The 18484-nt window shown below is 65.4% G+C and carries 17 protein-coding genes; 14 read left to right on the top strand and 3 right to left on the bottom strand.

The window, feature by feature from the left end:
• The first annotated feature begins 123 nt into the window (after positions 1 to 123).
• Positions 124 to 1554, top strand: a complete 1431-nt coding sequence (locus EP376_RS14435; protein WP_164744941.1) for a sulfotransferase — start codon at positions 124 to 126, stop codon at positions 1552 to 1554.
• A 3-nt stretch (positions 1555 to 1557) separates the two neighbouring features.
• Here the strand turns inward: EP376_RS14435 and EP376_RS14430 are convergent, their stop codons facing one another.
• Genes EP376_RS14430 through EP376_RS14420 form a run of 3 tightly spaced genes read right to left on the bottom strand, consistent with a single transcriptional unit; the run spans position 1558 to position 4123 of the window.
• On the bottom strand, positions 1558 to 2073 hold the full coding sequence (locus EP376_RS14430) for a flavin reductase family protein (RefSeq protein ID WP_127656319.1): 516 nt from the start codon (positions 2071 to 2073) through the stop codon (positions 1558 to 1560).
• Positions 2073 to 2966, bottom strand: a complete 894-nt coding sequence (locus EP376_RS14425) for an aldo/keto reductase (protein WP_127656318.1) — start codon at positions 2964 to 2966, stop codon at positions 2073 to 2075. Before EP376_RS14425 ends, EP376_RS14430 begins: the two co-directional genes overlap by 1 nt.
• Positions 2966 to 4123 (bottom strand): LLM class flavin-dependent oxidoreductase, encoded by a 1158-nt coding sequence (locus EP376_RS14420; protein WP_127656317.1) that lies wholly within the window; start codon positions 4121 to 4123, stop codon positions 2966 to 2968. The genes EP376_RS14425 and EP376_RS14420 overlap by 1 nt, the downstream gene beginning before the upstream one ends.
• Positions 4124 to 4226: 103 nt before the next feature.
• On the opposite strand from EP376_RS14420, the gene EP376_RS14415 reads away from it, so the two are divergent.
• The 13 genes from EP376_RS14415 to EP376_RS14355 all read left to right on the top strand — a co-directional run bounded on the left by EP376_RS14415 (position 4227) and on the right by EP376_RS14355 (position 18484).
• Positions 4227 to 4946, top strand: a complete 720-nt coding sequence (locus EP376_RS14415; protein ID WP_127656316.1) for a GntR family transcriptional regulator — start codon at positions 4227 to 4229, stop codon at positions 4944 to 4946.
• A 1-nt stretch (position 4947) separates the two neighbouring features.
• Positions 4948 to 6039 (top strand): Gfo/Idh/MocA family protein, encoded by a 1092-nt coding sequence (locus tag EP376_RS14410; protein WP_240652470.1) that lies wholly within the window; start codon positions 4948 to 4950, stop codon positions 6037 to 6039.
• 116 nt (positions 6040 to 6155) lie between these two features.
• Complete coding sequence (uxuA, locus tag EP376_RS14405) at positions 6156 to 7337, top strand: mannonate dehydratase (protein ID WP_127656315.1); 1182 nt, start codon at positions 6156 to 6158, stop codon at positions 7335 to 7337.
• Positions 7327 to 9810: a hypothetical protein gene (locus EP376_RS14400; RefSeq protein WP_240652467.1), complete on the top strand. Its 2484-nt coding sequence runs from the start codon at positions 7327 to 7329 to the stop codon at positions 9808 to 9810. The genes uxuA and EP376_RS14400 overlap by 11 nt, the downstream gene beginning before the upstream one ends.
• A 12-nt stretch (positions 9811 to 9822) precedes the next feature.
• Positions 9823 to 10905 carry a beta-galactosidase BglB gene (gene bglB / locus EP376_RS14395; RefSeq protein ID WP_127656314.1) on the top strand — a complete coding sequence of 361 codons (1083 nt, stop codon included), beginning with the start codon at positions 9823 to 9825 and terminating at the stop codon, positions 10903 to 10905.
• The gene (gene kynU / locus EP376_RS14390) at positions 10902 to 12092 is read left to right on the top strand and encodes a kynureninase (protein WP_127656313.1); all 1191 of its coding nucleotides are present in this window, start codon (positions 10902 to 10904) and stop codon (positions 12090 to 12092) included. The genes bglB and kynU overlap by 4 nt, the downstream gene beginning before the upstream one ends.
• Positions 12093 to 12200: 108 nt before the next feature.
• Complete coding sequence (locus EP376_RS14385; RefSeq protein ID WP_127656459.1) at positions 12201 to 12857, top strand: helix-turn-helix domain-containing protein; 657 nt, start codon at positions 12201 to 12203, stop codon at positions 12855 to 12857.
• Positions 12854 to 14419, top strand: coding sequence for an ABC transporter substrate-binding protein (locus tag EP376_RS14380; protein ID WP_127656312.1), 1566 nt, complete (start codon positions 12854 to 12856; stop codon positions 14417 to 14419). The genes EP376_RS14385 and EP376_RS14380 overlap by 4 nt, the downstream gene beginning before the upstream one ends.
• Positions 14420 to 14483: 64 nt before the next feature.
• The gene (locus EP376_RS14375) at positions 14484 to 15512 is read left to right on the top strand and encodes an ABC transporter permease (RefSeq protein WP_127656311.1); all 1029 of its coding nucleotides are present in this window, start codon (positions 14484 to 14486) and stop codon (positions 15510 to 15512) included.
• Positions 15509 to 16342, top strand: a complete 834-nt coding sequence (locus EP376_RS14370; RefSeq protein ID WP_127656310.1) for an ABC transporter permease — start codon at positions 15509 to 15511, stop codon at positions 16340 to 16342. The genes EP376_RS14375 and EP376_RS14370 overlap by 4 nt, the downstream gene beginning before the upstream one ends.
• On the top strand, positions 16339 to 17211 hold the full coding sequence (locus EP376_RS14365) for an ABC transporter ATP-binding protein (protein WP_127656309.1): 873 nt from the start codon (positions 16339 to 16341) through the stop codon (positions 17209 to 17211). The genes EP376_RS14370 and EP376_RS14365 overlap by 4 nt, the downstream gene beginning before the upstream one ends.
• On the top strand, positions 17208 to 18005 hold the full coding sequence (locus tag EP376_RS14360) for an ABC transporter ATP-binding protein (protein WP_127656308.1): 798 nt from the start codon (positions 17208 to 17210) through the stop codon (positions 18003 to 18005). The genes EP376_RS14365 and EP376_RS14360 overlap by 4 nt, the downstream gene beginning before the upstream one ends.
• The gene (locus EP376_RS14355) at positions 18002 to 18484 is read left to right on the top strand and encodes a GAF domain-containing protein (RefSeq protein ID WP_127656307.1); all 483 of its coding nucleotides are present in this window, start codon (positions 18002 to 18004) and stop codon (positions 18482 to 18484) included. Before EP376_RS14360 ends, EP376_RS14355 begins: the two co-directional genes overlap by 4 nt.

Below are 18484 nucleotides of genomic sequence, written 5' to 3'. Positions count from 1 at the left end.
CGCCCGCCCGGTGGCATCCGGGCGGGTCAGCGCCGGATGCCCCTTGGTGAGATCGCGCTCTGATCCGGGCTGAGCACCATTAACCGGGCATCAGGATTTCTGCTGCAATGCTCCGGCATGGATATGAGCAGAACGCCCCTTGCCCGGACCACGCCCGACCTTCGCAATCAGGGCTATCCCGCCATACGTGACCGGGTCGTGGCCCGGATCGATGCAGAGCGGTTCCGCGACGCACTTTCCATCCTGATGGGGCTTCGCGATCTCTTCTCGGCGGACCCGGATTACCTTGGCGATCTGGCGCTGTGTCATTGGGGGCTGGACGAGGCGCAGATCGCGATCGACCTGATGCAGATCGCGCTTCGGGCGTCGCCCGACCGCGCCGCGTTTCATGGCAGGTTGGGCTCCATGTATCTGTCGCTGGGGCAGGTCGATGACGCCCGGTTAGCATTTGAGCGGGGGTTGCGGCAGACCCCGAAATCGGCCCAGCTGATCGCCGCACTCGACAGGGCCTCTCCGATCGGCCGCAATGATCGCCGGACCGAGATTTTGCGTCGCATCACGCGTTCGTCCCGGCTAACGCCCGAGGAAAAGGCCACCGCCGCGAATACGCTGGGGCGGATCGAGGAAAGGGCCTGCAATTTCCAGGCGGCCTTTCGCCATTTTACCCGAGCCAATGCGCTCTTGCCCGGGGGCTATGATCCCGGCGCGATCGATCGCCATGTGGCGGCTCAGGTGGCGCGCTTTGTCCCGCCGCCGGATCTGGGCGCCCGGACCGTTGGGCTGAGGGTCATCTTTGTCGTGGGCATGCCGAGATCGGGCACGACGCTGGTCGATTCGATCCTCGAACGCCATCCCGACACGGCAAGCATCGGCGAAAGCCAGGCCCTGCCGCGCGCGCTAGCCGCCTGCCGGGCGGCGCGACTGGCCGCTGACGCACGTTCTGCCTGGGATTGGCAGGATGGGCTGAGCGCTGCGGATCGCGCCCGGTTCCGGGCGATCTATTTCGATCATGCGTTGCAGCGATTTCCCGGTGACCCGCCCGAGGTGATCATCGACAAGCTGCCGCTGAATGCGCTCGAGGTCGGGTTTGCGACCCATATCCTGCCGGACGCGCGCATCATTCACCTGTCGCGCCATCCGCTGGATCAGGGCCTGTCGAATTTCGTGACCAATTTCCAGCGGGCCAATGCCTTTTCCCGGCGGCTCGATCATATCGCCCATCTGACGGGGTGCGTGGCGGCATCGGCTCAGGATTATGCCCAGAAGCTTGGCCCCGCTTTTCGCCTGCAATCCTACCGCGCGCTGGTCGAGGAACCGGAGTGTCAGATACGCCAGATGCTGGATCATGCGGGCCTGAGATGGTCGGCCGATTGCCTATCACCGGAACAGGGAACACGGATCGTGCGGACGGCGTCGGTTACGCAGGTGCGGCGCGGGATCAACCGCGACGGGCTTGGCAAATGGCGCCGGTTCGCGCCCGAGCTTGCCCCCCTGATCGACGCGCTGGGCGGGCCCTATGCAATCGCCACATGGGAGGAGAACGACAGGGGCTGATCCCTAACCCCGGGGCGCGAACCCGCCGAACTGGCCTGCATGAAACACCAGAGGCGCCTGCGGATCATGCGCCACGCGGGTGACGCGGCCCACGATGATCAGGTGATCGCCCGCGTCGTGACTGGCCTCGAGCGTGCATTCGAACCGGGCCGCCACCCCGTGGATCAGCGGAACGCCATGGGCATTCTCGCTCCAGTCGAGCGCGTCGAAGGCCGAATGCGCGCGGGAAAATCCTTCGCAGATCGCGTGATCGCCCGCGCCCAGAACATGGATCGCAAAATGTGGCGCTGTGGCGAAATAATCGAACCGGCGCGAGGCCTTGGCGGGTGACCACAGCACAAGCGGCGGATCGAGGGAGACGCTGGCAAAGCTGTTTGCCGTGATGCCGACGGGGCCATCGGGGCCCGGGGCCGTCACGATCGTGACACCGGTCGCGAACGACCCCAGCGCCCGGCGAAAGGCCAAGCTGTCGGTGTCGGGCGAAAACACCGTCTCGGCGCCGGCGGCGGTGGCATCCATCAGGCGACCTCGTGGCCGAGAGCCGCCTCATAAAGGGAAAACCACCGTTCCCGTCCCATCTCGACCTTCAAGGCCTCCGACAGGGCCGCGATCCGGCCGAGGTTGTTGGTGCCCATCACGGGCAGGATGCCCGCCGGATGCGCCAGCAGCCAGGCCACCGCGACGGACGACGGGTCGACACCGTCGACGCCCGCAATCTCGCGCAGTTTTTCGGTCACGCGGGGGGCGGCGCCCGCCAGAAGGCTGCCACCGGCCAGCGGGGACCATGCCATGATCGGTTTGCGCGCCTCGTGGAGAAAGGCCACGTCGCCGTTCACGAAGCTCTCATGCGCCAGAAGGCTCAGTTCGATCTGGTTCGTGGCAAGCGGAGTCGTCATCCGGCTTTGCAGCAGCTTCCAGTCCCACGGCCGGAAATTCGACACGCCGACGGCGCGGACCTTGCCCGCGGCCACCAGATCATCGAGCGCCGGGCCGGTCTCGTCCGGATCCATCAGCGGATCGGGGCGGTGGATCAGAAGCAGATCGATCTTGTCCACGCCCATCAGCCGCAGCGAGGCATCGACGGACGCCTCGATATGGGCGCGGCTGGTGTTGTAATGCTTGACCGCAGCCCCCGCATGGCGCCCGGCATTGACGACGATATCGCACTTGGTGACGATCTCGATCTTGTCCTTCAGCTGAGGCGCGGCGCGCAGGGCATTGCCCATGATCTCTTCGGCCATGTATCCGCCATAGATATCGGCCTGATCCATCGTCGTGATGCCCTGTTCGAGGCAGGCCTCGATCTTGGCCTGCACATGGGCGGGCGAGGTGTCGGCATCATCGCCAAGACGCCACATGCCATAAACGATGCGCGAGAAATCGAGGGTTTCTGCGATGCGGACGCGATCCATCAGCGGCGGTCTCCTGTTCCCAAGGGGGTGGCGGGCGTCGTGTCGGGGACGCGCCCGTATTCATGCGGAAGGGAGCAGGTCTTCAGCTGCGGCAAGACCCGGCTCCCGAAGTGCCGCGCCTCGTCTATATGGGGATAGCCCGACAGGATGAAGGCCCGAATGCCCATCTTTCGGTAGGCCTCGAGTTCGGACAGAACCTGATCGGTAGAGCCCACGATCGCCGCGCCACAGCCCGATCTTGCCCGGCCGACGCCCGTCCACAGATGGCGTTCGACATAGCCGAACTTGTCGGCCAGTTCGCGTGCCTTGGCCTGATGGGCCACGCCGAGAGAGATGGAATCGTGTGCCCGGTCGCGGATCAGCTGGCCGTATTCGTCATCGAGTTTGCTGACAAGGTGTTCGGCATAGTCCCGGGCCTCGGCCTCGGTGTCGCGCACGATCACATGGACGCGCAGGCCGTAATCCAGCGTCCGGCCATATTCGGCGGCGCGGGCGTGGACGTCGCGCATCCGCTGGGCCAGCTGTTCCTTGGGTTCCGGCCACATCAGGTAGACGTCACAGGCAAAGCCGCACAGGTCGAGAGCGGCAGGTGAATAGCCCCCGAAGTAGAGAAGCGGCCCGCCGTTCTGCTGATAGGGGCGGGCCGGATCGGTCGGCACGCCCTTGAAGCTGTAGATCTCGCCCTCGTAGTTGATCTCGTCCTGCGTCCAGGCCTGGCGCAGGATCTCAACCACTTCGCGCGAGCGTTGATAGCGATAGGCGCTGTCGGCCACCTCGCCCGGAAAATCCGAAGAGATCACGTTCAGCGTGAGCCGGCCTTCGAGCATGTGGTCGAGCGTCGCCACGGTCCGGGCCAGCATGATGGGCTGCATCTCGCCGCAGCGGATCGCGGCCAGGAAGTTCATCTTCGAGGTCAGCGGAGCCATCGCGGCCACGAAACTCAGCGTGTCCTGACCCACCTGGTAGGACGAGGGGGCCAGGATGTTGCGAAAGCCCTGAGACTCGGCCTCGAGCGCGATGTCGCGGCAATGCTCGAATGACGATCTCAACGCGCCGTCGGGCACGCCCAGATAGGCATAATCATCTGAACACAAGGCAGAAAACCACGATACCTCGGCGGCATCCAGATCCGCGCTGGTGACCGGTACGATTGTCATCTGTTCCCCCTTTGGCCGGCCGCAGCGGGCCGTCTTTTCCCGCTTGCCTAGCATCGGGTCTTGTGTAAATCAATGATGGATCAATCGGGCCTGGGGAGGGCAGATGGACCGCAGGGGAGGAAGGACGCCGGAGCAGGGGCGGTTGCCGCTTTATGTCCGCCTGTCGGAGCGTCTGATCCGCGAGATTGCCTCTGGTCAGCTGCCCGACGGAAGCCGTCTGCCCCCCGAACGTGACATGGCGCGCGATCTGGGCGCCTCGGTGGGCACCTTGCGCAAGGCGCTGGCCGATCTGGCGTCCAAGGGGTTGCTGGACCGGATACAGGGGTCGGGCAATTACGTGCGCTATCGGGCCGACGTGGCCTCGGTCTATGCGTTCTTTCGGCTCGAGCGGCGCGAGGGGGGCGGATTGCCCACGGCCGAAATCCTTGATCTCGCGTCCGGGATCGCGCCGCCCGAAGAGGCGGGTTTTGCCACGGGGCACCGCATCCGGCGGCTGCGCCTTCTGGAGGGGGATCCGGTCGCGCTCGAGGAGATCTGGCTGGATGCACGCCGGGCGGAGCGGCTGGACGCGGCCGCGATATCGGAATCGCTCTACCTCTATTACCGCGATGTTCTGGGGCTGGTGGTCGCGCGCGTCGAGGATCGCGTGGGGCTGGGGCAGGTCCCGGACTGGACCAGACCGGCCTTTGATCCCCCCGCCGGATCGACCTGTCCCTACGTCGAACGCCGCAGCCGCGACGCTTCGGGGCAGGTGATGGAATATTCCGGCACGTGGTTCGATAATGAAAAGGCGCGCTATGTGTCGCGCATGGGAAGAGGCTGAAATATTGCAAAATGTAAACTATGGTCTGATCGGCTGCGGCATGATGGGGCAGGAGCATATCCGCAACATTGCCCTTGTTCCCGGTGCCCGCGTGACCTGCGTCTATGATCCGGTTCCCGAACTCGCCGAAGCCGCAGCGCAGCTGGCGGGCGGCGCCGCGATCGCGCCCACGCTGGCCGGACTGCTGGCCGATGAGGGCCTCGATGCGCTCGTCGTGGTCAGCCCCAATCACCTGCATGTGGCCCAGCTTGCCCAGATCGCCGAGACGCGGCCCCTGCCGCTCCTGATGGAAAAGCCGCTCTTTACCGATCCGACGGACAGGGCGGGTGTTGAACGGATCGCGGCGGATTATCCCGCGCCGATCTGGGTCGCCATGGAGTACCGCTACATGCCGCCGATCGCGGCGCTCATCGACGAGGCGGCGTCCGCCACGGGCGGTGTCCGGATGCTGAGCCTGCGCGAACACCGGTTTCCCTTCCTGCCCAAGATCGGCAACTGGAACCGGTTCAACGCCAATTCCGGCGGCACCTATGTCGAGAAATGCTGCCATTTCTTCGATCTGATGCGGCTGATCCTGCGATCAGAACCGGTGCGCATCATGGCCACGGGCGGGCAGGCGGTGAATCATCTGACCGAAACCTATGACGGCCGCACGCCCGATATCTGGGATCATGGCTATGTCATCGCCGATTTCGCCAATGGCGCGCGGGCGATGCTGGAATTGTGCATGTTCGCCGAAGGCAGCCGCTTTCAGGAGGAAATCTGCGCGCTGGGCCCCGAGGGCAAGATCGTGGCGCGCGTCCCGGGGCCGGGCCGGTTCTGGCCAGAGACGGCGGGGCCCGCGCCTGTCCCCGAACTCGAGATCAGCCCGCGCCATCCCAAAGGCCCGATCCTGCGCGAGATCCCCGTGGACCCGGCGCTGCTGACAGCGGGGGATCACAACGGATCGACCTTCTACCAGCATCAGCGGTTCAACGCGGTGGTGCGGGGCGAGGGCCGCGTCGAGGTCGGCGTCGAGGACGGGATCCGCGCCGTCGCCATGGGCCTTGCGGCGCAGGAATCGGCAACGACCGGCCGGGCCGTCGAGCTGTGACGGCGCCAGCCAACGGAGCAATTCCCGAATTGCATTCCAGGCAGCCCTCACCCTATCCATGACAGCGCGGGAGTCGCGGCACAGGGAGGCGGAACGATGACCATGGGAGCAGCAACATGATCGAGAGCTGGCGCTGGTTCGGTCCGCTGGACCGGATTTCGATTTCCGAGATTGGCCAGACAGGCGCACGGGGGATCGTGACTTCGCTGCACGAGGTGCCCTATGGCGAGGTCTGGACCCGCGAGGCCATCGCCACGCGGCGCGCCGAGATCGAGGCCGCGCCCGGCGGGTTGCATTGGGCCGTGGTCGAGAGCGTGCAGGTCCATGACGCGATCAAGAAGGGTGACGGCCCTCTGGATGCGCTTTATGGCGCCTACCGGGAGACCATCGCGAACCTCGCCGCCGAAGGCGTGCGCGTGATCTGCTACAACTTCATGCCGATCCTCGACTGGACGCGAACCCGGCTTGATGCGGCCTTGCCGACCGGTGGCACGGCGCTGAGGTTCTCGGCCGTCGAGATGGCGGCCTTCGAAGTGCATATGCTGGGCCGCGACGGGGCGGAGGCGGATTATCCCGACGCCGTGCTGGCGCAGGCGTCCGACTGGGCGAAACAGGCCACGGAGGCGGATCGCGAACGGCTGCTTTCTTCGATCATGGCCGGGCTGCCGGGGTATTATAACCGTTTTGATATCAAGCAGTTGCAGGATATCCTTGAGGAATGGAAAGGCATCACCGAAGCCGATGTCACCGCCAATCTCAAACGGTTCCTGTCCGAGGTCGTGCCCACGGCCGAGGAACATGGCGTCCGCCTTTGTGTTCATCCCGATGATCCGCCAAGGCCGCTTCTGGGGCTGCCCCGGATCGTGTCGAACGCGACGCAGATCGCGGAGCTTCTGGGCGCGGTCGACAGCCCTGCCAACGGGCTGACGCTCTGTTCGGGCTCGCTGGGCGCGAACCCCGACAATGACGTACCCGCCATCGCCCGCCGTTTTGCCGACCGCATCCATTTCGCCCATCTGCGCAACGTCACCAAGGAGCCGGACGGGTCCTTTCAGGAGTCCGCCCATCTGGAAGGTGATACCGACATGGTGGCACTGGTGAAGGTCCTGCTGGACGAAGAGGCCCGGCGTCGCGCCGAGGGCCGCGCAGATGCCGAGATCCCGTTCCGGCCGGATCACGGGCATGAATTGTTGTCCGATATCGGCGCGGGGACCCATCCGGGCTATCCGATGATCGGGCGACTGCGGGGGCTGGCGGAACTGCGCGGGGTGATCGCGGGCCTGTCGCATGCCGGCTGAGCCTGCCCGAGCCGAATTCACCGTTCGGCCGGGCGAGACGATCACGGCCATGGCCCTTGGCCCCCTGATCGAAGAGAGTTTTCCGGGGGACAGGCGGCGCCATCCCGACACGGTCGATTACGTCTTTGTCAACGGCAACACGGCGGTGGGTGATCTGCCGTGCCGCGATGCCGTGCGCGCTTTTGTCGAGGCCCGCGGCATACCCGACCTTGCGTCGTTCGAGATCGCGGCCGTGGCGCTGCCGGGGTTCAACCGGCGTCTCGAATTCTCGGGTTTCTGGCATCTGCCCACCCGGTTGGCCCGCTGGGGCCGGGCGCGGCTGACACCTGGTTCCGGGGCCACGCAGATCGTTTTGCGCACCTGCGGCGGCGTTCATATCTGGATCGACGGGGCGCATGTCGCGGGTTTCGAACCCTATACGCGGAATTCGGCGGCGGAATGCAGGGTCGACCTGCCGCTCCGTCCCGAAGGTTCGGAGCTGGTCGTCCTGATCGAGGATATGGCCGAGCGCGACACCGTCTATTTCGCCGAACTGGAATGGCAGGGCGACGCGCCTTTGCGGGTGTCGGTGCCGGGGGAGGCCGCACCCGACGTTCTGGATGACCTGATGCAGGTCGCACGCGATATCCGTCCGGCGAAGGTCGCGTTTCAAGGGGCGGACAGTCTGGACCTGCTGGTCGACACGGGCCCTAGGCGCGACGTCGCGATTTCTGCCCGGATCAGACCCTCGGTGCATCTGGGCCACCTGCCACCGATCCTCGAACGTGAGGGGCGGCTTGTGGCGGGACAGACCCGGGTGTCGCTCGGCCCGCTTTCGGGTCTGGCTGATGGCTATCATCCTCTGGATCTGGTGCTGCGGTCCGGCAGCACGACACTGGAGCGCCAGATCGCATTCGCCTCGATCAATGACATGGTGCCGCAGGTGCTTCCGCCCGCGCTGGCGGATCGCAAGCGATTGGCGCAGGACCACGCGGCCGCCTTCGGAGAGCCGCGGGCGGGGCGGCTTCTGGCCCGGCTCGATCGCGGCCTTCCGTGGGATGCGACCGCACAGGCGATCCTTGACGACACGTTGGGCGACATCACCGCCTGCAAGGATTGCTCGGATTTCGTGATGGTCCCGCTTCTGTGGGCCTATGCCGCCCATGCGGAGGCCTTCCCCGATGCGGCGCGGCGCGCGACCGAAGAGGCGATCCTCGGCTATCGCTACTGGATGGACGAGCCGGGCAATGACGTGATGTGGTTCTGGTCGGAAAACCACGTCCTGTGCTTTCACGTGAGCGAGCTTCTGGCGGGGCAGCTGTTCCCCGACCGGGTATTCCCGAACTCCGGCCTGACCGGGGCGGATCACGTGTTGCTGGCCGAACAGCGCCTGTCCCGCTGGTTCGACGCGGCAGAGCGGGACGGGTTCGCCGAATGGAATTCGGCCGCCTATTACCCGATCGATTTCATTGGCCTGTTCGGCCTGTTGCGCTGGGCAGGGACGGAGATCGCGGCCCGGGCCGAAGGGCTGCTTGACCGGCTGTTCGAGATGATCGCGTTACACAGCTCGGGCGGGGTCGCGGCGGGCAGCATGGGCCGCGCCTATGACAAGGAATTGCGCGCGGGCCCCCTGACAGAGCTTGCCCCCTTTGCCGCCGTGGCCTTCGGTCAGGGCTGGTTCAATCCGGGCGTGGCGGCGCTTCCGATGTTCTGCGCCTGCGACTATGCCCCGCCCGCCGCGCTGGCCGATCTGGCCAATCCGGCGGACGGGACGGTGATCGAGGCGCGTTACGTGCAGGGCCATGGTCAGGCCGCGCGGCTGGCCCTTTACAAGACCGCCCATGTCCAGCTGTCGGCCAGTGTCGACGGGGCGCCCGGCCAGCCGGGCCATCAGCAGCACATGATCGACGTGCAGGCCGCGGCCGCGCCCTTTGCCCGGGTCTGGCTCAATCATCCGGGCGAGGACGATCCCTGGGGCAGCAACCGGCCGTCCTATTGGGCCGGCAACGGGATCATGCCGCGCGTGGCGATGGATGCGCCCATGGCCTTTGCGCTGTTCGATCTGGGGGCTGCGCCGCGGCTGCCCTTCACACATGCCTATGCGCCGCTTTCGGTCTTTGATGAGCGGCGGGCGGGCGCGGACTGGCTGGTCCTGCGCTCGGGCCGGGCGGGTATCCTTCTCAAGGCGACCGCGCCGATTGCCGGAGTGGAGCGCGGACCGGGGCAGGGGATCGAGTTCCGGGTCGGGGGCGCGCAGATGGGCTGGGTCGTGCAGGTGGCCGATCTGGAGGGCACGGATCTCGACGCACTCGCCACCGAGGCCGAAGCCATGCGGCTCACGCTCGGGTCGTCGCCTCTCAGCCTTCGGCTGGACCGCCCGTCGGGACCGGGCTACCTGCTTGACTATGAGGCGGGCTTGTTCCGGGATGGCAAGGCCGTGCCCTTCCCGACCGATGACGTGCGTCCGCAGGTTGCGGTGCGACGGGGCCAATAGGGGAGCTGTCCGATGAGCGATGACCGCGCCACGCTGCTTGCGCAACTCGATCAGGTGGCCACGGGCCTTGCCCGGCTGCGCGGCATTGACGAGACCGCGCCGCTGGCGGGCGAGGGGTTCTCGCTCCAGTTCGATGAATGGGATTGGGAGATCGGGGTCGGTGTCTATGGGCTGTTCCGCCATGCGGAGGCCACCGGGAACGCCGCGCTGATAAAGGCGCTGGCCGATTGGTACGACTGGCAGATCGGGCGTGGCCTGCCGCCCCGGCAGGTCAATTCATCGGCGCCGATGCTGGCGCTGGCCGGCCTGATCGACCACGTCGATCGCCCCGACTGGGAGGCGCTGGTTCAGGACTGGGCCGATTGGCTGATGACGGGGCTGGCCCGGACGGAAGAGGGCGGTTTCCAGCATGTGGTGAAGGAGCGGATGAACGACGGCGAGTTATGGGACGACACGCTGTTCATGACCTGCCTCTTCCTCGCACGCGCCGGGCGCCGGTTCGACCGGCCCGACTGGATCGACGAGGCGGTGAGCCAGTTCCTGATCCACACGCGATATCTGTCCGACCCGAAGACCGGGCTGTGGTATCACGGCTGGACGTTCAATGGCCGTCACAACTTTGCCAATGCCTTCTGGGGGCGCGGCAATGCATGGATCACGATCGCGATCCCCGAGCTGTTTTCCATCCTGCCCGAGCTTGGCGGCCCCGCCCGCCGGTTCCTTGGTGCGGTGTTCACCGCTCAGGTCGCGGCGTTGCGCCGGCTTCAGAATTCGGACGGCTTCTTTCACACGCTGCTTGATGATCCGGCCTCCCCGATCGAGGCCTCGGCCACGGCGGGCATCTCCTACGGGGTGTCGCGGGGGATCGCGCTGGGCCTGCTGGACGAGGGCGACCGCGCCATGGCCGATGCCGCCTTCGCCGCCGTCGTCGATTGCATCGGCGAGGACGGGATCGTGGCTCATGTCTCGGACGGGACGCCGATGGGCCATGACCTGCAATTCTACCGAGATATCCCGGATATCCCAGCACCTTATGGACAGGCGCTGACCATGCTGATGCTGGTCGAGCGGTTGTCACGAACGGAGACCACATGACCGATCTGCCGCGCAAGCACCTCTTCGATCTGCCCGATGGCGTCATCTATCTCGACGGCAATTCCCTTGGCCCCTTGCCAAGGGGTGCGGCCGAACGCGCGGGCGAGGTCATCACGCGGCAATGGGGGCAGGAACTGATCCGGGCGTGGAATTCCGCGGGCTGGATGGAATTGCCGCGGCGGGTCGGCGACCGGATCGCGCCGCTGATCGGAGCGGCGCCGGGCACGATCGCCACCGGCGACACCCTGTCGATCAAGGTCTACCAGGCATTGGCCTCGGCCCTGAAGATGCGGCCCGACCGGCGGGTGATCCTGTCCGACAGCGGAAATTTCCCGTCGGATCTGTATATGGCACAGGGTCTGATCAGCACGATCGGCAAGGATCACGAATTGCGCCTGCCCACCCCCGAAGAGGTGATCGACGCGATCACCGACGAGGTGGCGGTGGTGATGCTGACCCATGTGGATTACCGCTCTGGTCGTATCCATGACATGGCGGCGATCACCCGCGCTGCCCATGCGGCGGGCGCGGTGATGATCTGGGATCTGGCGCATTCGGCGGGCGCGGTGCCGGTGGATATCGCGGGCTCCGGCGCGGAATTCGCGGTGGGCTGCACCTACAAATACCTCAATGGCGGGCCCGGCGCGCCCGCCTTTATCTATGCCCGGCCCGATATCGTGCTCGATGTGGAGCCTGCGCTGGCCGGCTGGCTGGGCCATGAGGCCCCCTTCGAGATGGACCCGGCCTACCGCCCCGCCATGTCGACCGAGCGTCTGCGCGTGGGCACGCCGCCGGTGGTGCAGCTTGCGATCCTCGACGCGGCGCTCGATGCATGGGAGGGGATCGACATGGCCGATCTGCGCGCGGCCTCCATCGCGCTGTCGGAACGCTTCATTGCCGAGGTTGAAGGGCGCTGTCCCGATCTGACGCTCGCCTCGCCTCGTGATCCGGAACGGCGCGGCAGTCAGGTCTCGTTTGCCTTCGATCATGGCTATGCCGCGATGCGCGCGCTGATCGATCGCGGTGTGATCGGCGATTTCCGGGCGCCCAACCTGATGCGGTTCGGTTTCACGCCGCTTTACCTCGATGAGGGCGATGTCGTGGCGGCGGTCGATATCCTCGAGGATATCCTGACAAGCGGGGTCTATCGCGAACCGGCCTATCAGACCAAATCGCGGGTTACCTGACCAATCCTTGAGCATCGGCCCGGGTCGGGCGACGGCTTGTGCCGGGTGACTTTAGTATTGCTAAAGAAATTGCTTGACGGAATCAGTTCCCGGCATCAATTTTTACCTATGTTAAAAAATGCTGCCCGTGTCGGTGACGAAACCGCCCCATCACTCGGTGAGGCCCTCAGGGCGCGCCGGAAGGAACTTGGTCTGACAATGCAGGCCGTAGCGGACGGGGCCGGCTTGTCCGTTGGCTTCATCTCTCAGGTTGAACGCGATCTGACGGCGCCCTCGCTCGGATCGCTTGTGTCGATTTCCGAAGTTCTTCAGACCTCCGTCAGCCAGTTCCTCGAACAACCTCGCGGCACCGAGGATCTGACCCGCGAAGCCGGGCGCCGGCAATATGCCGTCCCGGGCGCGAAACCCGTCTACGAACGGCTGTCGACCAAGTTCGAAGGCAGCCAGCTGCACTCCGTGATCGTGCACGAACCGCCGGGCCGCCGGTCGGAGCCGATCAGCCACCGCGGAGAAGAGATGTTCTACATTCTTGACGGTGAAATCACCGTCGAGATCGAAGGCAAGCGCGAGATCCTCTGCAAGGGGGACAGCTTCCATTTCGACAGCCATCGCGTTCATTCCACCTGGAACCATACCGATCGGACCGCATCGCTTCTTTGGTGCGGCACGATGGACATCTTCGGTGACGCGCCAGCCCCGATTCACAAAGACGACCCCGACAAAGGGGCACATATCAACTCAGCAGGAGAGGATACCAAGAAATGAAAAGGACACTGCTCGCTGCGGCGCTGCTTGCCGCGACAGCGCTGACGGCTCCGGCCTATGCGCAATCTGTCTTGCGTCTGGACGAGGTCGCCGTCGGCGAACTCGATCCGGCGAAGGCGTCGGATTACGCCGACTCGATCCTGATGTTCAACGTCTATGACACGCTCGTCATCCCGACGCAGGGCGGTCCGGGCCACGACCCCCATCTCGCCACAAGCTGGGAGGTCGATGGCGCGACCTATACCTTTACCCTGCGCGATGGCGTCACCTTCCAGAGCGGAAACCCCCTGACCGCCGCCGATGTCGTCTATTCCATCGAGCGGATGCAGGCGCTGGGGCAGGGTCTGTCCTATCTCTTTGGCGGGGTCACGGCCGAGGCGGTCGATGACATGACCGTCAGCTTCACGCTCGACGCGCCCTATGCTCCCTTCGTGGCCTCCCTCGTGCGTCTGCCGATCGTCGACAGCGTGCTGGTGCAGGAAAATGCCACGGCCGACGACGAATGGGGCGAAACCTTCCTGTCGGCCAACGGCGCGGGCACCGGCGCTTATTCGGTGACCTCGCACAACCCGCAGGAAGAAACCGTGATGGCCAAGAACGACGGCTATTTCCTCGAGATCAACGAGGCGGCGCCCGATCAGGTGCGGCTGCGTTACGGGCTCGAGGCGGCAACGGTCCGGACGCTGATCGCGCAGGGCGAGCACGACATTTCCAGCCAGTGGCTTCCGCCCGAGGTAATGCAGGCGTTGGCCAATGGCGGCGCGCAGCTCCTGACCGAAAGCGGGACGGGCGGCTTCTATGTCAAACTCAACACCACCAAGCCGCCGCTTGACGATGTGAATTGCCGGCTCGCGATCACCAACGCCTTCGATTACGGCACCGCGATCCAGATGCTGGCGATCACCGACGATGTCTCGGGCGGCAGCCCCTCCACCGGGGCGATCCCGGTCGGCATGTTCGGCTCCAACCCGCCGTCCGACGCGCTGGCGCGCGACATGGATGCGGCGCGGGCCTACCTTGCCGAATGCGGCACGGCGCCGGGCGATTTCAACCTCGAGATCAGCTGGATCGCCGAGGTTCCGCTGGAAGAGCGTCTGGCCCTTCTGATGCAGGCCAACTTCGCCGAACTGGGGATCAGTTCCTCGATCGAGACGCTGCCCTGGGCGCTCTTCACTGAGCGGGTCGCCAGCCCCGAGAACACGCCCCACATCAGCCAGATCTTCGTCAACGCGGTGACGGGCGATCCCGACACGCTACTGTACGGGATGTATCACTCCTCCACTCCGGGCACATGGCAGTCGCCGGAATACCTCAACGATCCGGAGGTCGATGCCGCCCTTGACGCAGGTCGTCAGGCCGCGACCGACGAGGCCCGCGAGGCCGCCTATTCGGCGCTGAACGACAGGCTGATGGAGATCGCGCCGACGATCTATGGCTTTGACCGTCAGTCGGTCTTTGCGGCCTCGGACCGTGTCAGCGTACCGGCATTGTCCGATCCGGCGATGGCCTTCGGCCTCGACGGGATGGGCTTTTCCTTCCGGCTGATGGAAATGACCGAGTAATCGGAAAGACAGGACCGGGCGGTTTCTCCGCCCGGCCCGCCCTGATCCAACCGGATACCAGATCATGTCACCCGTCCTGCGATTGCTGCTCAGACGGCTCGGGATTTCCTTTGTCGTCCTGATCGGCGTCTCGATGCTGATCTTCGCGATTGCCCGGATCATTCCGGGCGATCCGGCGCGTATTGCGCTGGGCCCCAACGCGACGGCCGAGCAGGTGGAGCGTATCCGGGCGGAGATGCATCTCGATGAGCCGATCCCGGTTCAATACGGGTTCTTCCTGCGCGATCTGGCGCGCGGCGATCTGGGCACCTCGCTTTATACCAACCGCCCCGTGACGACGGATATCGCGCAATTCCTGCCCGCGACGCTGGAACTGGTGTTCCTCGCGGGGCTCATCATGGTGGCCGTGGGGCTGCCCCTGGGCATTCTGGCCGCGCGGTATCGGGGCCGCTGGCCCGATCACCTCGTGCGGGTTCTGTCGCTGCTGACGGTCTCGGCGCCCAGTTTCGTCTGGGCCGTGATCCTCATGCTGATCTTTGCCTATTACCTGCCGTTCTTCCCGATCGCGGGCCGGATCAAGGACATCTACGAGATCGAGCGCGTCACCGGCTTCATGACGATCGACACGGCACTTGCCGGGAACTGGCCGGCATTCTGGAACGCGTGGCATCACCTTGTTCTGCCCGCCGTTGCGCTGTCGCTGTCGGGGATCGGGCAGGCCGCGCGTCTGACCCGCGCCAACATGGTCGAGACTTATGAGAAACCCTATATCGAGATGGCGCAGGCCTACGGGTTCTTCCCCAGCCGCATCGCGCGGACCTATGCGTTCAAGCCCTCGATCATCCCGTCGCTCACGATCATCGGCCTCGATTTCGCGGCGATGCTGGGCAATGCCTTCCTCGTTGAGGCGGTCTTTGCATGGCCGGGCCTGTCGCGATACGGCGTGGCGGTGATCCTGCGAAAGGATCTCAACGCGATCATGGGCACCGTCCTGATCATCGCGCTGACCTTCCTGATCGTGAACATCATCGTCGATCTGCTGATCGCGTTTCTCAACCCGCGCATCCGCCATTCGACGAGAGCCGCGTCATGATCCGGGCGTTCCGCATCCTCGCGGCCAATCCGCTGTCGCTGATCGGGTTCATCCTCGTGGTGCTGATCGTCTTTGCCGCCGTCTTTGCGCCGTGGATCGCGCCATACCCGACCCACAACGGCGCGGTGGTCGATTTCCTCAACAACAACCGCCCGCCCTCGGCGCAGAACTGGATGGGCACGGATCTCGTGGGGCGCGATATCTTCAGCCGGATCCTCTATGCTTACCAGATTTCGCTGGGCCTCGGGCTCGTGGTTCTTGCCATCGCGCCGCCGGTGGGCACGATCGTGGGGCTTCTGGCGGGGTATATGGGCGGCTGGGTCGAGACGATCCTGATGCGTCTGGTCGATGTGTTCCTGTCGATCCCGCCGCTGGTTCTGGCCATCGCCATGATGGGCGTGCTGGAACCGACGCTGACCAACGCGATGCTGGCCGTCACGGTGATGTGGTGGCCGTGGTATGCGCGGCTGGTCTATTCCATCGCGCGGAGCGAACGCGAAGAGGGCTATGTGCTGGCCGCCGAGGTGATCGGCGCCTCGAGCTTTCACATCGCGTTTCGCGAGATCCTGCCCAATTGCCTGCCCGCGATCCTGACCAAGATGACGCTCGACATGGGCTTCGTGATCATCATCGCATCGTCGCTGTCGTTCCTCGGGCTTGGCGTTCAGCCGCCGACGCCGGATCTTGGCTCCATGGTGGCTGAAGGTGCGCGCTATCTGCCCGACAGCTGGTGGCTGACCGTGTTCCCCGGCCTCGCGATCCTACTGGTCGTCTTCGGCTTCAACCTGCTGGGTGATGGCCTGCGTGAGATACTGGGGGTCGACGAATGAGCCCGGTTCTCGACATTCGCGACCTGCACCTGTCGTTCAAGGGCTATGGCGGCCTGTCCGAAGTGCTTCACGGCATTTCGCTGCGGATCGAACAGGGCCAGAAGGTGGCCCTCGTGGGCGAAAGCGGGTCCGGCAAGTCGGTGACCGCGCGGATCGTTCTGGGCCTCTTGCAGGAAACGCGGACGGCCCGGATCAGGGGCGCCGTCGAATTCGACGGGCGCGATATCGGGGCCATGTCGGCCCGTCAGCGCGCCGCGCTGCGCGGCACCGAGATGTCGATGATCTTTCAGGACCCGACCTCGTCTCTGAACCCGACCTTCACCATCGGGCGGCAGTTCCGCGAAGTTCTGGGCCGGCGCGATCCGGGCATCGGGCGCGCGGCATCGGATGCGCGCGCGACGCAGATGCTGGCCGAGGTGTCGATCCCCGATCCCGCGCGGGTGCTGGCGGCCTATCCGTTCCAGCTGTCGGGCGGGATGAACCAGCGGGTGATGATCGCGATGGCGCTGGCCAACAGGCCGAAGCTGCTGCTTGCGGACGAGCCGGGCACGGCGCTCGATGTCTCGGTTCAGGCGCAGACCCTGCACCTGATGCGCGAACTGGTCGATGATCACGGCACCTCTGTCCTGTTCATTTCGCACAATCTGGGCGTCGTGCGCGAATTCGCCGACAGGCTCTATGTCATCTACCGTGGGCGTATCGTCGAAGAGGGGCCCGCGGCCGCGATCTTTGCCGATCCGCGCCACGCCTATACCCGCGCTCTGATGGACGCGGTGCCGCGCATCACAGGGGGCGGCCTTCCGGACGTGCCCGAGGTGAGCGAGGACTTCCTCGCCCCCCTGATCCGGCACGAGGAGGACGCGGCATGAGCCTTCTGGAGGTGCAGAACGTCTCGAAGACGTTTCATACCGATCATGGGCCTGTTCATGCGGTGCGTGACGTGTCGCTGTCGGTGGCGCAGGGCGAATGCCTGGCCGTGGTGGGCGAAAGCGGTTCGGGCAAGACGACGCTGGCCAACATGATTCTCGGCATCCTTGCGCCGAGTTCCGGGCGGCTCCGTTTTGACGGGGCCGATCTGCCGTCCCGACGCCTGCCGGACCATCGCCGCGCGATCCAGCTGGTTCAGCAGAACCCGCTGTCGTCGCTCAACCCCAAGCGCACGATCGGGGCGTCGATCCGGCTGGGTCTCGATACCTACGGGATCGGGGATCGGTCCGGGCGCTGGCGCGTCGTCGAAGAGGCGCTCGATGCCGTCGGTCTGCCGCCGGCGATGCGCAAGCGCGCGCCGTCGTCGCTGTCGGGCGGGCAGAGGCAGCGCGTCGGCATTGCGCGGGCGCTGGCCTGCGACCCGCGTATTGTCGTGCTGGACGAACCCACATCGGCGCTTGATGTTCTGGTGCAGGCGCGGGTGCTGCGGCTCTTGAATGATCTGCGCGTCAGCCGGGGCCTTACCTATGTGTTCATTACCCATGACCTTGCCGTCGTGCGCAACGTGGCCGACCGGGTCGCCGTCTTCAAATCCGGGCAACTGGTCGAGACGGGCACGACCGAGGCCATCTTCACCAACCCGCGTGATCCCTACACCCGAAGCCTGATTTCGGCGGTCCCGGTGGTGGACGACGATGAGCTTTCACTCAGAAACAGCCTTGCGGAGGGCACATGAGAGATCTTGCACAGGCCATTGCCGGACAGAACCAGCCCGAGGCCGCCTACACGGCGCTCGAGGCGCTGGTCGATGACACGATCGGCATCATCCTGTTCACGCTGATGGAACTCGACCCGGAGCGCGGCGTGGCCAGGCGGACTTATTCAAACATGCCCGACGCCTATCCCGCGAGCGGCGAAAAACCGATGCCGCCGGGCAAATGGTCTGATACCGTGCAAGGCCGGCACGAGACATTCGTCGCGAATTCCATCGAAGAGATCGCCGAGGTCTTTGGCGATCACGAACTGATCCGGAGCCTTGGCTGCGAAAGCTGCCTGAACCTGCCCGTCTTTGCGGGCGGCAGGCTTCTGGGCACGCTCAATTGCCTGAACGTGGCGGGGCATTTCACGCCTGAACGCGTCGCCGCCGCCGAGACGCTCAAACTGCCGGGGGCCGCGGTGTTCCTGCTGGCGCAATCCCTGAAGAAGGAGGACTGA

This window comes from Alexandriicola marinus, from assembly GCF_004000435.1.
Classification (GTDB): Bacteria; Pseudomonadota; Alphaproteobacteria; order Rhodobacterales; family Rhodobacteraceae; genus Alexandriicola; species Alexandriicola marinus.
This window is presented reverse-complemented; position numbering and strand designations above follow the sequence as displayed.

Bases quoted from the DNA above. Each gene is read 5' to 3' on its own strand.
- EP376_RS14425 (WP_127656318.1), bottom strand. From the start codon at position 2,966: ATGGATCGCGTCCGCATCGCAGAAACCCTCGATTTCTCGCGCATCGTT.
- EP376_RS14370 (WP_127656310.1), top strand. From the start codon at position 15,509: ATGATCCGGGCGTTCCGCATCCTCGCGGCCAATCCGCTGTCGCTGATC.
- EP376_RS14360 (WP_127656308.1), top strand. From the start codon at position 17,208: ATGAGCCTTCTGGAGGTGCAGAACGTCTCGAAGACGTTTCATACCGAT.
- uxuA (WP_127656315.1), top strand. From the start codon at position 6,156: ATGATCGAGAGCTGGCGCTGGTTCGGTCCGCTGGACCGGATTTCGATT.
- EP376_RS14420 (WP_127656317.1), bottom strand. From the start codon at position 4,123: ATGACAATCGTACCGGTCACCAGCGCGGATCTGGATGCCGCCGAGGTA.
- EP376_RS14365 (WP_127656309.1), top strand. From the start codon at position 16,339: ATGAGCCCGGTTCTCGACATTCGCGACCTGCACCTGTCGTTCAAGGGC.
- EP376_RS14430 (WP_127656319.1), bottom strand. From the start codon at position 2,073: ATGGATGCCACCGCCGCCGGCGCCGAGACGGTGTTTTCGCCCGACACC.
- EP376_RS14415 (WP_127656316.1), top strand. From the start codon at position 4,227: ATGGACCGCAGGGGAGGAAGGACGCCGGAGCAGGGGCGGTTGCCGCTT.
- kynU (WP_127656313.1), top strand. From the start codon at position 10,902: ATGACCGATCTGCCGCGCAAGCACCTCTTCGATCTGCCCGATGGCGTC.
- bglB (WP_127656314.1), top strand. From the start codon at position 9,823: ATGAGCGATGACCGCGCCACGCTGCTTGCGCAACTCGATCAGGTGGCC.
- EP376_RS14385 (WP_127656459.1), top strand. From the start codon at position 12,201: ATGTTAAAAAATGCTGCCCGTGTCGGTGACGAAACCGCCCCATCACTC.
- EP376_RS14355 (WP_127656307.1), top strand. From the start codon at position 18,002: ATGAGAGATCTTGCACAGGCCATTGCCGGACAGAACCAGCCCGAGGCC.
- EP376_RS14400 (WP_240652467.1), top strand. From the start codon at position 7,327: ATGCCGGCTGAGCCTGCCCGAGCCGAATTCACCGTTCGGCCGGGCGAG.
- EP376_RS14435 (WP_164744941.1), top strand. From the start codon at position 124: ATGAGCAGAACGCCCCTTGCCCGGACCACGCCCGACCTTCGCAATCAG.
- EP376_RS14375 (WP_127656311.1), top strand. From the start codon at position 14,484: ATGTCACCCGTCCTGCGATTGCTGCTCAGACGGCTCGGGATTTCCTTT.
- EP376_RS14380 (WP_127656312.1), top strand. From the start codon at position 12,854: ATGAAAAGGACACTGCTCGCTGCGGCGCTGCTTGCCGCGACAGCGCTG.